We start from the raw sequence: 14,496 nt of genomic DNA, 5'->3' as shown, positions 1-14,496 counted from the left end.
CGTGGCGCTTATACGCCGTGCTCCAGCATAGCGCGGCATCGGCGCATACGTAAACCCGCTTCGCTGCCGCGCGCGGGGCGAACCGGTCAAAACAGTCCGCCGTTGATCGGAAAATGGGCGCCTAGGCTGGCGAGATAGTTCAGCATGGTTGCCGGCATCCCGCAATCTAAACCGGGATCGGCCGTTTATCCGCTTCGCCCGATTCTACAACTGGCGTTGAGCTACGGTTTCGGCATCCTCGCTAGCCGGGGTAGTTCCGGTTTTCAGCAATTCGCCGCTCGGCGGCGGCGCCATCGGTGGCGCTTCCGCCACGGCGGGCGGGCTTGCGCCGTCTTGGCTCCGAAGCAACAACAACGGCGTAGCGGCTGCGCAAACCAGCAAAGGCAGGGCGGCAGCTTGTTTCAGTCCTAGACCGAACCACAGCGCCGGCCGGCTCGGCTCGCGGCCGACGTTGGTCCGGTGGGCCGATTGCCACGGCTTGGTTTCCAGCCAAGCCAACAGTTGAGCGATGGCCATTAGGACGGCAATGCCGGCGAGGTTGACCGCCGCAGTAACCAGAGGCTCCCGGCCGGCCAGATCCAGCGCCATTCCGCCCAGATATGACAAAGCCATGCCGCATAAAAACACCGCCAGCGATTGCCGCCCCATATCCGCCACCCAGCGCGCCGGACCTCGTTCCAGGCGTGCCGCGATTCCGGCCGGAATTTGTCCGGCCAGATAGGCCAGCGCCAATAAATGTAGCCAGCGCAACGGGCCGAGGTGGCTTTTGTCCAGCAACCGTTCCAGGTGTGTCCGCAGTTCCAGCAATAGGCTATGGCCGGTATAGAACGGTTCGTAGGCCAACGGTACGGCCAGGACCGCCAGTAGCGCGCAGGCCCAAGCCAGACCCGGCCGATAGCCGGGTTGCGGCAGCCATCCGGCCGCGAAGGCGAAGCCGGAAAAAAACAGCAGTTGCCAGCAGAACGGATTGAAAAACCATGGCCGGCCGCCGTTCGGCTCGCCGCTCAGTTCCAGGCCGTAGTACCAGGCTAGGGCGTAAACCAGCAGCGAAGCCGCCAAAGCCAGGTATTTGCTAACCAGAGACAGACTCCAGGCCAACGGCACCCAGGCCAGTAACACCAGGTACAAGGGCAGGATGTCGAAATAATTCGGCACGTAAGCCAATGCAAATAAATCGAAAACGGCTTGCTGAGTGTTGTCGAAAAAATAAGCGATGTTCAATTGTTGAATGTAATCGGTTCCCGGCAGCCAGCGGTTGCCGAACACGCAAATGGCCGCCATCGCCAAAAACGACGCCAGGTGCGCGGCGTAAATCTGGGCGCAACGCAGGAATACCCTGACGCTGCCCAGCGCCAGGCCGGCTTGGCCGAAGCAGCGGCCGTAGGCGACGGCGGAGACGTAGCCCGATAAAAACACGAATATCTCCGCAGAATCGCTGAAGCCGAAACGTGACGGCGTGTACCAGAACCAGGGATTGCCCGGCATGTGGTTGACGAAAATAACCAACAGTGCAACGCCGCGAAAAAAGTCCAACCGCCGATTGCGCGGTTGCGCGGGCACTAATGTCGATTCCATAATGAACTCTCCGGTGTTTCGGGTATCTTGCCGTTGGCGGCTCCGGTAGCGGGAGCGGCCGGTTCGACTGCACACCCAGCGGCTGCAGCCGGTTTTAACTCCGCCACTTTACCGGCGTAACCTTTCATCAACCTTTCATTAGCGGGAACGGCGCATGAGAATTTTACTGGTCGAGGACGATCAGGCCTTGGCCGACGGCCTGTCGCACAGTTTGAGCGAATGGGGATTCGACGTCACGTTGGCGCGGACCGGCGCTTTTGCCGTCGGGGCTTTGAGTACGCAACCCTTCGAACTGGCGATTCTCGATCTGGGGCTGCCGGATATGGACGGGCGCGAAGTGTTGCGGGAATTGCGGGGACGGCGGCAGTCGCCGATGCCGGTGTTGATACTGACGGCGCGCGACGGCCTGAACGACCGGATCGGCGGTTTGCAACTCGGCGCCGACGATTACATGACCAAGCCGTTCGAATTGCTGGAATTGGAAGCGCGGGTCAGAGCGTTGTTGCGCCGCAGCCAGGGCGGCTTCGACCACGATATTCGTTTCGGCGGCCTGGTTTTGGATACCCGCCAACAACAGGTCAAGGTGCGCGGCGAGTTGCTGCCGTTGCCGCCGCGCGAGTACGGCGTTCTGGAGGCGCTGTTGTTGCAGGCCGGGCGCGTGGTCAGCAAGGACCATATTGCCCAACGCTTGGCGGCGCGTTCCGAAGAGTTGGCGGATAACGCCATCGAAGTCTACATCCACCGGTTGCGCAAGCGGCTGGAACCCTATGCCATCGGTATTCGCACCTTGCGCGGTCTGGGCTATTTGCTGGAGCAACACTGATGCGCAAACCGCAGAGTCTGAGAGCGCAGTTGCTGGCGCGGCTGACGCTGCCGTTGATCGCGGTTGTCGTGCTGGATGCGGCCGTGTCTTATTTCGTCGCGCTGCACTACGCCGACCGCGCTTACGACAGTTGGCTGCTGGATTCGGCCAAATCGCTGGCGCAGGAAGTGAAAACGCAAAAGGACAAAGTCACGTTCGATTTGCCGCCGATTGCGGTCGAAGTGTTCCGTTGGGACGCTATGGACAAGACCTTTTTCAAGGTGGAGTCGGCGGCGGCCGGATTCATTGCCGGCGACAGGGCGCTGCCCGGCCCGGCGTTGGCGGCGATGGCGGCCGATGCGCCGTTGTTCTCCGACGGCGAAATCCAGGGGCGTAAGGTCCGCATCGTTTCTGTGTTGACCGCCTCGGCCGGCGGCGATAGCGGCGACGTGCTGGTGTCGGTGGCGGAAACCTTGAACAAGCGGCGCGGCATGATGAACGAGATTTTACTGGCGGTGGTCGCGCCGCAATTGTTGCTGTTGTTGGTCACCGGGCTCCACATCTGGGTCGGCATCAATCGCGGCTTGAGCCCATTGCACGATCTGGCGACGCTGATCGGCCAGCGTTCGGCGCGGGAACTGAACCCGATTCCGGATACCAACGTGCCGCTGGAAGTGCGGTCCTTGACCCACACCATCAACGCATTGTTGCAGCGCCTGGGTTCGGCGCTGGCCGCCCAGCAGCGTTTCATCGAAAACGCCGCCCACCAATTACGCACGCCGCTGGCCGGGCTGAAAGTTCATGCCGAGCGGGCGTTGGCCGCGGACAGTCCGGATGCGATGAAACCGGCGCTGAGCCACATCAAACATTCGGCGGACCGGGTAGCGCATTTGAGTTCGCAGTTGCTGGTTCTGGCCGGTTCCGAATCGGTATCGCAGGGTTCGCGGCCGTTTCGGGGCCTGGATTTGGCCGCGCTGGCCAAAGCCTGTTGTATGGATTGGGTGTATAAAGCCCTGGAACAGGAAATTGAATTGGGATTCGACGCGCCGCGCATACCGGTTTCGATCAAAGGCGACGAAACCCTGCTGCGGGAGTTGCTGAACAATCTGTTGGATAACAGTATTTGTTACAGCAATCCGGGCGGCCGTATCAATGTAACCGTGCTGGCCGATCCGCCCGGCTGGGTGGTCAAGGACGACGGTCCCGGTATCCGGCCGGAGGAAGCGGACCGGATATTCGAGCGGTTTTACCGGATTCCGGGCAGCCGCGGCGAAGGCTGCGGTTTGGGCCTGGCCATCGTCAAAGAGATCGCCGATCTGCACGCGGCGCGGATTGACGTGGGTCCAGGCATCGACGGCAAAGGTATCGGGATTAGCGTGTGCTTCGGCCGGCAAACTCGAGCCGGCTAGGCGTTAGCGGTCGGTACGGTGGCGATCCAGCTTTTCGGCCGAGCGCCTGGCGCGGTATTTTTGCCGCCAGCGTATCACTCCGGTAACGAACAGCACCGGACAAGCCAAACCGCTCGACAACACCAAAATCCGCTCCGGCCATCCAAAAGCGTAACCGCTATGCAACGGCCATTGCCAATCCAGTAATACATCGCCGGCCGAACCGCTGCCGGCGTCATACATTTTCAGTATTTCGCCGCTGTATTGATCTATCGCGATTTCCCGGTAACCGATATATCGCCTCAGTTCGCTCACATCGCGTTTCCAGACATAGTAAATGCCTTGCCCATTCGCGGGCGCGCTTAACATCCACAATTTTCCATCCGGATACCGGTGATTGGCGATTGCCTCAGCTTGACCCGGCGTAATGGCCGTGTTACCGGGTAACGGGAATGAATTTTTGCCGATTCCATGCCTTCTCAGGCATTGGGCCGCTGCAGCGGCGAAAATTGCTTCACCAAAACATTGACCTGCTCCGGTAAGTTGAAATCCCCCCGAGAACATCACCGCCAACAGCCCGGCAAACTATCCACCAGGCTGTACTGGCCGTCGTGTTCGTCTTCTAGCGTATGGCTGGGGCGCAGGCGGACGTTTTCTTTGCGTAAATGGTCGAGCGCCAGGTTTTTCGCGATCTGGTAGAGGAAGGGCTTGGGATAGGCGACTTCTTGGTTTTCCAATGCGTGCAGCATTTTCAGGTAGGCTGCGTGCGCCAAGTCTTCCGCCGTTTGCGGGCAACCGACGATGCCGAATATCGCGCGTATCAGGGAGTCTCTATGGCTCAAAAACAAGGTATCGATATTGACGGCAAGATCGTTCATGTTGACCGGAGGCCCGACAGTTTGGCTGCAAATGGAGCGAGATCGAAGCAGGATATGTACCAGCGGCAGAAGTACGCCGGCTGCGGGCTCGAGCCCGGCAACGGCGTAAAACTGCGGTAAATGCCCTAGCGGCGCTGGCAATTGGCTTATTTTCCGGTTAATCGGCCACGGTTCCCGTCGCCGGCGGGGCCGGCCGCGGGTCGGTGTCTAGCCGTGGCCGGCCAGGGTCGAGTCGCGCGCATTTTTTCCGAAAACTGCTAGTCTTATGCGCTTGACAAAGCGGATGAGGTCGAGATTGGAAGACGATATCACTACAGAACTGCGCGTGCTGGAAAGTCATTTGGACGGCATGTTGAGTCGCGTGCAGCATAACAGTCTGACGTTGAAACGCCTGCAAAGCTACGAGATGCGTCTGCTGGCAATGAACACGCTGGCGGAGATGATCGAGTTTATTCTGGCCGAGACCAAAATCCTGTTCGGCCTGGATGTGGTCAACTTGTGGTTGGTCGATCCGAAGAACGAGATTGCGGCGTATCTGGACGGCGACCATTACGATTACAAGCGCCGCGAGGGTTTGCTGCTGATTAACCAGGAATCGCCGCTGGGCGACAGTTTCGACGGCTCCAAACAGCCGGTGCTCGGCGGCTACCGGTCCAGCGACTGCGAACGTTATTTCTCGGCGTCGTTGGCTAAAAAGCCGGCCTCGGTCGTGATTGTGCCTTTAGTGCGGCGCGATAAATACCTTGGATCGTTGAATCTGGGCAGCTACCGCAGCGACCGCTTCGTGCAAGGCATGGCAACCGATTTTATCGAGCATATCGCCTCGGTGATCAGTATCTGCCTGGAAAACAACCTGAACGTCGAGACCATGCGCCGGACCAGCCTGATCGATCCGTTGACCGGCGTCAACAACCGGCGCTTTCTGGAACAGCGGATCGAAGAAGAATTGGACCGCAGTCAACGCACTCGCGAACCTTTGTCCTGTCTGTTTTTGGATATCGACTATTTCAAACGCATCAACGACGGTTACGGCCACCAGGCCGGCGACCACGTGTTGGCCGCGGTGGCGACGCTGATCAAAAAACAGTTGCGCAACAACGACGTGCTGGCCCGTTACGGCGGCGAGGAATTCGTGGCGCTGTTGTCGCAAAGCGATAACAAACATGCCGTCGAAATCGCCGAGCGGATTCGTATCTGTATTGCCGAATTGCGGATTTTGTTTGCCGAACAAACGATTCCGGTGACGATCTCGGTCGGTGCCGCCACCTATCAACCGGCTTTTGCCTTGAAAAAGCCGGTGGCGGAGATTGCGTTGCAATTGATCCAAACCGCCGATGCCGCGCTGTACGAAGCCAAGCGCAACGGCCGCAATCGGGTCGAAAACGGCGGTCTGGTGCTGCGGATGGATGCGGCTTAGTGGTAGCCGTTCGGGTTGCGGCTTTGCCAGCGCCAGGTATCGGCGATCATTTGGGTTAAATCGCGTTCCGCCTTCCAGCCCAGTTTTTGTTGCGCCAGGCTAGGGTCGGCATAGCAGGCGGCGACGTCGCCGGCGCGGCGCGGTGCGATTTTGTAAGGCACGTCTCGACCGGTCACCTGGATAAAGGTGTTGACCATTTGCAATACGCTGTAACCGTTGCCGGTGCCCAGGTTGACCGCGTCGCAGACCGCAGCGTTTGCCGGCTGGCTCAGCAGATATTGCAAGGCTTTGATGTGGCCTTGCGCCAGATCGACCACGTGGATGTAATCTCTCACGCCGGTGCCGTCGACGGTGGGGTAGTCGTCGCCGAAGATCGACAGCATCGGCAATTTGCCGATCGCGACTTGCGACAAATACGGCATCAGATTGTTGGGGATACCGTTCGGGTCTTCGCCGATCAGGCCGCTGCTGTGGGCGCCGATCGGATTGAAGTAGCGCAGGATGGCGGTCTGCCACGGATTGGCGGACTGGTTAAGCCGGTCGGCGTTGCCGGCGTCGCGCAGAATTTCCTCGATAAACAGTTTGGTGCGGCCGTAAGGATTGGTCGCTTGCAGCGGAAAACTCTCCAGAATCGGTACCGTGTGCGGGTCGCCGTAAACGGTTGCCGACGAACTGAACACCAAACGTTTCACACCGGCTTCCGCCATCGTTTCCAGCAAAACCTGGGTGCCGTAGATGTTGTTGCGGTAATAGCTGAGCGGTTGCTGGCAGGATTCGCCGACCGCTTTCAAGCCGGCGAAATGCACGACAGCGTCGATATTGTGGTTTTGGAAGATGCGGGCAAGGGCCGCGGCGTCGGTGATATCGGCTTGGTAAAACAACGGCGCTTTACCGGTGATGGTTTCGATGCGCCGGAGCGCTTCGATTTTACTGTTGCTGAGGTTGTCGACGATAACGATATCGAAACCGTTATCCAGTAATTCGACGCAGGTATGGCTACCGATGTAGCCGGTGCCGCCCGTCACTAGGATGGTTTGTGCCATATTTCCGTTCCATGTTTAGCGTTCGAGTATGTCCAGTCCCGGCTCGTCGGAGACGACGCGGGCCAGGGTTGAGTTGGGGTCGCGGCGCAAGCCGGCAAAGTCGAACAAACCGGTATCGAGCATTTGCGACGGCGCGATGTTTTGTAGGCCGGCGAAGATGGTTTCGATCCGGCCGGGGAATTGTTTGTCCCAGCCGTTCAGCATTTGCTTCATCGCCTTGCGTTGCAAATTCTCCTGCGATCCGCACAGGTTGCAGGGAATGATCGGAAACTGTTTGAAGGCGGCGAAGCGGTTGATGTCTTTCTCTCGGCAGTAGGCTAGCGGCCGGATCACGATATTCTGCTTGTCGTCGCTGAGCAGTTTCGGCGGCATCGCTTTTAGTTTGCCGGCGTAAAACAGGTTCAGGAAGAAGGTCTCGATGATGTCGTCGCGGTGGTGGCCCAATGCGATTTTGGTGATGTTGTGCTCGCGGGCGAAACCGTACAGCGTGCCGCGCCGCAAGCGCGAGCATAGGCTGCAGGTGGTCTGGCCTTCCGGAATAATGCGTTTGACGATGCTGTAGGTGTCGTGTTCGATAATGTGGAACGGCACGCCGATCGACGTCAGGTATTCCGGCAGTACGTGTTCCGGAAAACCGGGTTGCTTCTGGTCCAGATTGACGGCGATGATTTCGAAATTGACCGGCGCGGTTTTCTGCAAATTCAACAGAATGTCCAGCATCGTGTACGAATCCTTGCCGCCGGACAGGCAGACCATGACTTTGTCGTCCGGCTCTATCATGTTGAAATCGGCGATCGCTTCGCCGACACTGCGCCTCAGGCGCTTTTGCAGCTTGTTGAATTGGGTACGGGATTTTTGGCTGGGATCGGACATGGTGCGAAGAGGGGCGGCCGGGCGGGAAGCGCAGGCCGCTTAGCAGTTAACCGTTGTAGCGTTGGAAAATCAGCGTGGCGTTGGTGCCGCCGAAGCCGAAGCTGTTCGACATCACCGTATTCAACGTCACGTTGTCCTGATATTCGCGGATGATAGGGATGCCGGCCGCGCCGGGATCGAGCTGGCTGATGTTGGCCGACGCGCTCAAGAAATTTTCTTCCATCATCAGCAGCGAATAAATCGCTTCGTTGACGCCGGCCGCACCGAGTGCGTGTCCGGTCAGGGATTTGGTCGAGCTGACTCTGGGCACGGCATCGCTGCCGAATACCGCGCGCATCGCTTCCAACTCGCGGGTGTCGCCGACCGGCGTGCTGGTGCCGTGGGCGTTGATGTAGTCGATCGGATCGTGCACGGTCGCCAGCGCCATTTGCATGCAGCGTACGGCGCCTTCGCCGGAGGGCTGCACCATGTCGTAGCCGTCGGAAGTGGCGCCGTAGCCGACTAATTCGGCGTAAATTTTCGCGCCGCGGGCCTTGGCGTGCTCGAGTTCTTCGATCACCAAAACGCCGCCGCCGCCGGAAATCACGAAGCCATCGCGGGTTTCGTCGTAGGGGCGGGACGCGGTGTCAGGGGTATCGTTATATTTGGACGACAATGCACCCATCGCATCGAACATCACCGACATGGTCCAATGCAGCTCCTCGCCGCCGCCGGCAAACACTATATCTTGTTTGCCGAGCTGAATCAGTTCCTGCGCGTGGCCGATGCAGTGGGCGCTGGTTGCGCACGCCGAACTGATCGAATAATTGACGCCTTTGATCTTGAACGGCGTGGCCAGGCAGGCGGTGTTGGTGCTGGACATGGCGCGGGTCACCATATACGGCCCGACTTTTTTGACGCCTTTAGAGCGCAGGATGTCGGCGGAATCGACCAGATTCGAGGTCGACGGTCCACCGGAACCCATTACCAAGCCGGTGCGGATATTAGAAATGTCGTTTTCGTCCAGGCCGGAATCGGCGATGGCTTGTTCCATCGCCAGGTAGTTGTAGGCGGCGCCGTCGCCCATGAAGCGTTTGATCTTACGGTCTATCGCCTCGTCCAGATCGATGTTGACCGGACCGTGGACATGGCTTCTGAAGCCCAATTCCTGGTAGACCGGAGCGTGGACGATGCCGGAACGGCCGCTCCGCAACGAAGCGACGACTTCGTCCCGGTTATTGCCGATACTGGAAACGATCCCCAAACCTGTTACAACCGCGCGTCTCATGATGGTTTCCTTAGAAATCCTGAGTGGAAGTAAATAAGCCGACCCGCAAATCGGTGGCTTCGTAGATTTGTTTGCCGTCGACTTCCATGACCGCATCGGCGATGCCCATCACCAGCTTGCGCATAATGACGCGTTTCAAGTCGATTTTGTAAGTGACTTTTTTGGCGGTCGGCAATACTTGGCCGGTAAATTTGACCTCGCCGCAGCCGAGGGCACGGCCTTTACCGGGGCCGCCGAGCCAACACAAGTAGAAACCGATTAGCTGCCACATCGCATCCAGACCCAGACAGCCCGGCATTACCGGGTCGCCTTGGAAATGGCAGGCAAAAAACCACAGGTCGGGGTGGATATCCAGTTCGGCGATGATTTCGCCTTTGCCGTATTTACCGCCTTCGTCGGAAATGTGGACGATACGGTCCATCATCAGCATGTTGGGAAGCGGTAGCTGCGCGTTTTCCGGGCCGTAAAGTTCGCCCCGGCCGGACATTAACAACTCTTCGCGCGTGAAACTGTGCTGCTTCTCCATCCAATGATTACCTGATTCGTCGGTTCAAAAACATCCGACATTATCCAATAATCGGCTTAAAAAATCAGCTCAATTTTTATCCCGGCATTACGTCGCGCAGCAGATCGTCGACTTTAAGCGAGTTCCGTTGCAGGCGTTGCTGGTAGATCAAGCTATACATTAAAACCGACGCGACGTAGCCGCGGGTCTCCTTGTAAGGGATGTTTTCGATCCAGATATCGGCCGGTTGGCTGCGGCCGCTGGGCAGCCAGCGTTTGATCTTGCTGGCGCCGGCATTGTAGGCCGCCGCCGCCAGGGCATAGTGGCCATTAAACTGGCCCAACAGTTTCTTGAAGTAAAACGCGCCGTATTTCAGGTTCAGATCGGGTTGAAACAGGCTGTCGTCGTTGCCCCAGCGGTCGCGCAGATCGGCGGCGATTTGGCGGCCGGTTTGCGGCATAACCTGCATCAAACCTTTCGCGCCGGCGGGCGAGTCGGCCTGGCTATCGAAGGCACTTTCCTGGCGGACCAAGCCGTAGATGATGGCCGGGTCCAGTTGCCGTTCCGCGGCGTTTTGGCCGATTTCCCGGCTATATTCCAAAGGGAAGCGCAATTCGAGGTCGTCCCAGTGGTTGGCTTTGGCGACGGTAGCGATCGCCAGCGCCGGCGCGTGCCAGCGTTGCGCCAGTTTGGCCGCTGCCGGCAATAAACCTTGCTCCAGTCTGGCGACGGCAAATTGCCATTGGCGTCTGGCTTCCGCCGGCCGCTTCAATGCCAGCAGTTCGCTTACCGCCTGGAAATCGGCTCTATCGCTCAAGGCTTGCAGTTCCGTTTCGGCGACCAGTAACGGCCGGTGCGCCAACGCTATTGCCTGGCCGGACTTGGCGGCGGCCAAAAATCCGTAAAAACTGCGGTTTTTCGCCAAGTCGGCAAATTCGCTGGCGGCGGTTGTGCCTTGGCCGGTTGCCGCCAATGCCCGCGCCTGCCAGTAACGCCACTTGTCGCGGATTTTTTCTTCGCCGTTCAATCGGTCGATGGCGGCCATTACCCCCGGCCAGTCCTGAATGTTCAACGCCGCCCGCACACGCCATTCCCGGCTCGATTCGTCGTCGGCTGCCAAACGCGATAGGCGTTGGTAGGCTTGGGCGTCGTGTTTCAACGCCAGCGCCATGGCCAATTGTTTTTCGATATCGGCGGCGCGTGCCGGAGCCAGCGTTTGCAAGGGCTTTTCCTGGTCCCAAAATTGCGCCGCCGCCACGGCATCGCGTTCCAGCCAGCGTTCGACGGCATGGCCGAACAAGTCCGCGGCCTGTGCCGGATGCTGGCGCCACTCGGTTTCGGTCTGCACGCTTTCCGGCTGCCGGTGCAGTTTTAGCCAGAGTCCGGCCAACTCAAGTTCGCTGCCGGCCAGATAGCGGGTCAGGTATTCGGCCAGCGCGGCATTGCCGCGTTTCAACGCGGCGTGGAAACGTTGCCAGATCAAATCGGGGGTGAAGTAGGGCGAAGCTTGGTAGGCGGCGAACAGGCCGTCGCAAGTGTTCGGCTGCGACTTGCCGCTTAGCCAAAGCGTGCGGGCCAGACCGAACGCTTCCGAGCTTTGGCCGGTTTCCAAGTAGGCCAGGCCGGCATAACATTGCAATACGCCGTCGTCGCTGCCTTGGTAATATCGCAGAAAATCCTGCCAACGTTGTTGTTCCCCCAAATAAGCCAGCCATTTCGGTTTAAGCAACCCAGCGTAGCGGCTGGCTGCGTGATCGGCCAGGAATTGGCGTATCTCGCTGTCGGCGGACAAGCGGCCTTTCAGCCACTGGTATTGCAAATACGGATACAGCGGGTAAGTTTTCAGCGTGGCGGCAAGTTGGCGGTAATCGGCTTCGCGGTCGGCGGCGATGGCTTGTTCTGCCTGAACGAAACGTTGGCGTGAATCGGCCGGCTCCGCCTCGCCGGCCGTTGCCGCCGCCGGCAGCAGGCTGCCGATCGCAGCGGCCAGCACCAAATGTAGGATAAAAGACATGACAGCTTCCCCGATAGCCGGACCATTAAGCCCGGCTATCAGTTTTGCCGCGGCCACCGGACCATTATAATGGCTAAATCTAACCGAATCCGTTTCCCGACTTTGAAAATCATCGAACCTGCAAGCCACTTCGAATACTCCTGGCGTTATATCTACGGTATCGCCCTCCAACACAAGCAGCAATTGCTGGCCGGACACCTGATGGCGATTCTGGCCACCTTGGCCAGCGTGCCAGTCCCCTTGTTGATGCCGTTGCTGGTCGATGAAGTGCTGTTGCACCATCCCGGCATGGTTTTGACGACGCTCGATCCCTGGTTGCCGGCGGAATGGCGTACACCGATGGTGTATATCGGTGCGATTTTGCTGGCCAGTTTATTGCTGCGGCTGTTCGCGTTGGTATTGAACATCAGCCAGACCCGGCAATTTTGCAACATCGCCAAGGATGTGGTGTTTCGGATCAGAGCCAGCCTGGTCGAGCATTTGCAACATATCTCGATGTCGGAGTACGAGAGCCTGGGCAGCGGCACGGTCAGTTCGCATATGGTGACCGATCTGGATACCCTGGATAACTTCATCGGTACCACGATCAGCAAATTGCTGGTCGCGGTATTGACGGTATTCGGCACTGCATTGATCTTGCTGTGGATGCACTGGCAACTGGGTTTGTTCATCATTTTCCTGAACCCGTTGGTGATTTATCTGGCCAAGGCGGTCGGCTCGCGGGTCAAGGAGTTGAAGGCCAACGAGAATAAGGCCTATGCCGCCTTCCAGCAGGCGTTGAGCGAGACGCTGGAAGCGATACACCAGATTCGCGCCAGCAACCGCGAGGAGCATTACTGCCGGCAATTGGTCAACAGCGCGCTGGCCGTGAAAAACCATTCCACGGTCTATGCCTGGAAAAGCGATGCGACGGTGCGGCTCAGTTTCCTGACCTTCTTGTTCGGCTTCGATATCTTTCGGGCGACTGCGATGCTGATGGTGCTGTATTCCAATCTCAGCATCGGCGAAATGCTGGCGGTGTTCGGCTATTTGTGGTTCATGATGGCGCCGGTCCAAGAGATCCTGAGTATCCAGCAGTCGTTCTATGCCGCGAAAGCAGCGTTGACGCGGGTCAATCAATTGGCCCGGCTGAAACGCGAACCTTATTACCCGCATCTGGCCAATCCGTTTTTGGGTAAGAAAACCGTTTCGGTCAGCGTCGAGGATTTGCATTTCAGCTATAAGGACGAGCCGGTGCTTAACGGTATCAACCTGTCGATTCCGGCCGGCGAAAAAATTGCGTTGGTCGGCGCCAGCGGCGGCGGCAAATCGACCTTGGCGCAAACGCTGATCGGACTCTATCCGCCCGGCACCGGTATGATTTATTTCGACGGCGTGCCGTTGGACCGGATCGGATTGGACGTGGTGCGCGAGCACGTGGCAACGGTTCTTCAACATCCGGCGCTGCTGAACGATACCATCCGCGCCAATTTGACCCTGGGCCGCGATATTGCCGATGCGGCCTTGTGGCAGGCGCTGGAAATCGCCCAGTTGAAAAACGTCGTGGCGGACTTGGCGGACGGCTTGGATACCGTGGTCGGCCGCCAGGGCATGCGCCTGTCCGGCGGCCAACGCCAGCGCATGGCAATTGCGCGGATGATCGTCAGCCAGCCCGCGGTGGTAATTCTGGACGAAGCCACCTCGGCGCTGGACACCGAAACCGAATATAAATTGCATCAAGCCCTGAACGGCTTCCTGGCGGGGCGCACCACGATCATCATCGCCCACCGTTTGAGCGCGGTGAAACAGGCCGACCATGTCTACGTGTTCGAACAGGGCCGAATCTGCGAGCAAGGCAAACACGAGGCGCTGATTCAGCAAAACGGTTTGTACGCCAAACTCTACGGCGATTACCAATGAGCGACTTAATCTACGATTTGCATTGCCATTCGACGGCGTCGGACGGCGCCTTACCGCCGGTCGAACTGGTCAACCGTGCCAAACTGCAAGGCGTCGGCGTCCTAGCATTGACCGACCACGACACCGTGGCCGGTTTGGCCGAAGCCCGCCAGGCGGCGCAGGAGTGCGGCATCCGTTTGGTGCCGGGCATCGAATTGTCCGCCGGCTTCGACAGCCATTGTCTGCATATCGTCGGTCTGAACATCGATCCGGCCAATAGCCGCCTGCTGGAAGGCATCGCCCGGCAGCAGGTCACGCGCGAGGAGCGTGCGCAAAAAATCGCGCAAAAGTTGGTCAAGAAAGGCATTCCGGATGCCTACCCAGACTTGCGCGCCGCAGCCGGCAACGGCGAAATCACTAGGCTGCATTTTGCCGATTTTCTGGTCAAACACGGCTACGTCGAGACCCAGCAGGACGCGTTCGACCGTTACTTGAGCAAAGGTAAACCCGGCTACGTGCCGACCGCCTGGACGGCGTTGGCCGAATGCGTGGACTGGATCCGCCAGGCCGGCGGCGTTGCGGTGCTGGCGCACCCATTGCGCTACAAGCTGAGTACGAAATGGTTGAACAGGGCATTGGCCCAGTTCGCGGCGGCGGGCGGGCAGGGGATAGAAGTCGTCACCGGCCGCGCCAGCATCGACGATATCCGCTTAAGTTACGGTTTAGCGCTAAAACACGGCTTGTATGCTTCGCAGGGCTCGGATTTTCACGCGCCGGGCAACCCGTATGTGGAATTGGGCCGGTTGGCGGTGCTGCCGGCCGGCGCCGAACCGGTCTGGAAGCTGTTCTGACCCGG

Annotated in this window: 13 protein-coding genes; 5 read left to right on the top strand and 8 right to left on the bottom strand. The window is 58.9% G+C overall.

Annotated elements, in window-relative coordinates:
* Positions 1-204: 204 nt before the first annotated feature.
* Positions 205-1,575, bottom strand: coding sequence for an OpgC family protein (locus tag VXJ35_RS13685; protein ID WP_064021983.1), 1,371 nt, complete (start codon positions 1,573-1,575; stop codon positions 205-207).
* Between the two features lie 154 nt (positions 1,576-1,729).
* Between VXJ35_RS13685 and VXJ35_RS13680 the strand changes: the two genes are divergently transcribed.
* Both VXJ35_RS13680 and VXJ35_RS13675 read left to right on the top strand, forming a co-directional pair.
* Positions 1,730-2,398, top strand: coding sequence for a response regulator transcription factor (locus VXJ35_RS13680; protein ID WP_064021982.1), 669 nt, complete (start codon positions 1,730-1,732; stop codon positions 2,396-2,398).
* The gene (locus VXJ35_RS13675) at positions 2,398-3,786 is read left to right on the top strand and encodes a sensor histidine kinase (protein ID WP_064021981.1); all 1,389 of its coding nucleotides are present in this window, start codon (positions 2,398-2,400) and stop codon (positions 3,784-3,786) included. The genes VXJ35_RS13680 and VXJ35_RS13675 overlap by 1 nt, the downstream gene beginning before the upstream one ends.
* Positions 3,787-3,789: 3 nt before the next feature.
* On the opposite strand, the gene VXJ35_RS13670 is transcribed toward VXJ35_RS13675, so the two are convergent.
* Positions 3,790-4,329: a PepSY-associated TM helix domain-containing protein gene (locus tag VXJ35_RS13670; protein ID WP_310757691.1), complete on the bottom strand. Its 540-nt coding sequence runs from the start codon at positions 4,327-4,329 to the stop codon at positions 3,790-3,792.
* On the bottom strand, positions 4,329-4,643 hold the full coding sequence (locus VXJ35_RS13665; RefSeq protein ID WP_082880924.1) for an RNA polymerase sigma factor: 315 nt from the start codon (positions 4,641-4,643) through the stop codon (positions 4,329-4,331). The genes VXJ35_RS13670 and VXJ35_RS13665 overlap by 1 nt, the downstream gene beginning before the upstream one ends.
* Positions 4,644-4,926: 283 nt before the next feature.
* On the opposite strand from VXJ35_RS13665, the gene VXJ35_RS13660 reads away from it, so the two are divergent.
* Entirely contained in the window at positions 4,927-6,060 is a 1,134-nt protein-coding gene (locus VXJ35_RS13660) for a sensor domain-containing diguanylate cyclase (protein WP_082880923.1), read from the top strand.
* Here VXJ35_RS13660 and galE read toward each other — a convergent pair.
* The 5 genes from galE to VXJ35_RS13635 form a co-directional block, all read right to left on the bottom strand.
* Positions 6,057-7,103 carry a UDP-glucose 4-epimerase GalE gene (gene galE, locus VXJ35_RS13655; RefSeq protein ID WP_064021978.1) on the bottom strand — a complete coding sequence of 349 codons (1,047 nt, stop codon included), beginning with the start codon at positions 7,101-7,103 and terminating at the stop codon, positions 6,057-6,059. The genes VXJ35_RS13660 and galE overlap by 4 nt on opposite strands.
* Before the next feature lie 15 nt (positions 7,104-7,118).
* Positions 7,119-7,976, bottom strand: coding sequence for a tRNA 2-thiocytidine(32) synthetase TtcA (gene ttcA / locus VXJ35_RS13650; protein WP_054758963.1), 858 nt, complete (start codon positions 7,974-7,976; stop codon positions 7,119-7,121).
* 46 nt (positions 7,977-8,022) lie between these two features.
* Positions 8,023-9,243: a beta-ketoacyl-ACP synthase I gene (gene fabB, locus VXJ35_RS13645; RefSeq protein ID WP_064021977.1), complete on the bottom strand. Its 1,221-nt coding sequence runs from the start codon at positions 9,241-9,243 to the stop codon at positions 8,023-8,025.
* A gap of 10 nt (positions 9,244-9,253) precedes the next feature.
* Positions 9,254-9,769, bottom strand: a complete 516-nt coding sequence (gene fabA / locus VXJ35_RS13640) for a 3-hydroxyacyl-[acyl-carrier-protein] dehydratase FabA (RefSeq protein ID WP_064021976.1) — start codon at positions 9,767-9,769, stop codon at positions 9,254-9,256.
* A 76-nt stretch (positions 9,770-9,845) separates the two neighbouring features.
* On the bottom strand, positions 9,846-11,762 hold the full coding sequence (locus tag VXJ35_RS13635; protein WP_064021975.1) for a transglycosylase SLT domain-containing protein: 1,917 nt from the start codon (positions 11,760-11,762) through the stop codon (positions 9,846-9,848).
* A gap of 69 nt (positions 11,763-11,831) precedes the next feature.
* Between VXJ35_RS13635 and VXJ35_RS13630 the strand changes: the two genes are divergently transcribed.
* Positions 11,832-13,661: an ABC transporter ATP-binding protein gene (locus tag VXJ35_RS13630; protein WP_064021974.1), complete on the top strand. Its 1,830-nt coding sequence runs from the start codon at positions 11,832-11,834 to the stop codon at positions 13,659-13,661.
* The gene (locus VXJ35_RS13625) at positions 13,658-14,491 is read left to right on the top strand and encodes a PHP domain-containing protein (RefSeq protein WP_064021973.1); all 834 of its coding nucleotides are present in this window, start codon (positions 13,658-13,660) and stop codon (positions 14,489-14,491) included. The genes VXJ35_RS13630 and VXJ35_RS13625 overlap by 4 nt, the downstream gene beginning before the upstream one ends.
* The last annotated feature ends 5 nt before the right edge of the window (positions 14,492-14,496 follow it).

Source organism: Methylomonas sp. DH-1 (genome assembly GCF_046097555.1).
In the GTDB taxonomy this organism is placed as follows: domain Bacteria; phylum Pseudomonadota; class Gammaproteobacteria; order Methylococcales; family Methylomonadaceae; genus Methylomonas; species Methylomonas koyamae.
Note: the sequence above shows the minus strand (reverse complement) of the source record. Positions and strands in the feature narration are given on the sequence as shown.

Bases quoted from the DNA above. Each gene is read 5' to 3' on its own strand.
- VXJ35_RS13665 (WP_082880924.1), bottom strand. From the start codon at position 4,643: ATGAACGATCTTGCCGTCAATATCGATACCTTGTTTTTGAGCCATAGA.
- galE (WP_064021978.1), bottom strand. From the start codon at position 7,103: ATGGCACAAACCATCCTAGTGACGGGCGGCACCGGCTACATCGGTAGC.
- VXJ35_RS13685 (WP_064021983.1), bottom strand. From the start codon at position 1,575: ATGGAATCGACATTAGTGCCCGCGCAACCGCGCAATCGGCGGTTGGAC.
- VXJ35_RS13670 (WP_310757691.1), bottom strand. From the start codon at position 4,329: ATGTTCTCGGGGGGATTTCAACTTACCGGAGCAGGTCAATGTTTTGGT.
- fabA (WP_064021976.1), bottom strand. From the start codon at position 9,769: ATGGAGAAGCAGCACAGTTTCACGCGCGAAGAGTTGTTAATGTCCGGC.
- VXJ35_RS13680 (WP_064021982.1), top strand. From the start codon at position 1,730: ATGAGAATTTTACTGGTCGAGGACGATCAGGCCTTGGCCGACGGCCTG.
- VXJ35_RS13635 (WP_064021975.1), bottom strand. From the start codon at position 11,762: ATGTCTTTTATCCTACATTTGGTGCTGGCCGCTGCGATCGGCAGCCTG.
- VXJ35_RS13630 (WP_064021974.1), top strand. From the start codon at position 11,832: ATGGCTAAATCTAACCGAATCCGTTTCCCGACTTTGAAAATCATCGAA.
- VXJ35_RS13625 (WP_064021973.1), top strand. From the start codon at position 13,658: ATGAGCGACTTAATCTACGATTTGCATTGCCATTCGACGGCGTCGGAC.
- ttcA (WP_054758963.1), bottom strand. From the start codon at position 7,976: ATGTCCGATCCCAGCCAAAAATCCCGTACCCAATTCAACAAGCTGCAA.
- fabB (WP_064021977.1), bottom strand. From the start codon at position 9,243: ATGAGACGCGCGGTTGTAACAGGTTTGGGGATCGTTTCCAGTATCGGC.
- VXJ35_RS13660 (WP_082880923.1), top strand. From the start codon at position 4,927: ATGAGGTCGAGATTGGAAGACGATATCACTACAGAACTGCGCGTGCTG.
- VXJ35_RS13675 (WP_064021981.1), top strand. From the start codon at position 2,398: ATGCGCAAACCGCAGAGTCTGAGAGCGCAGTTGCTGGCGCGGCTGACG.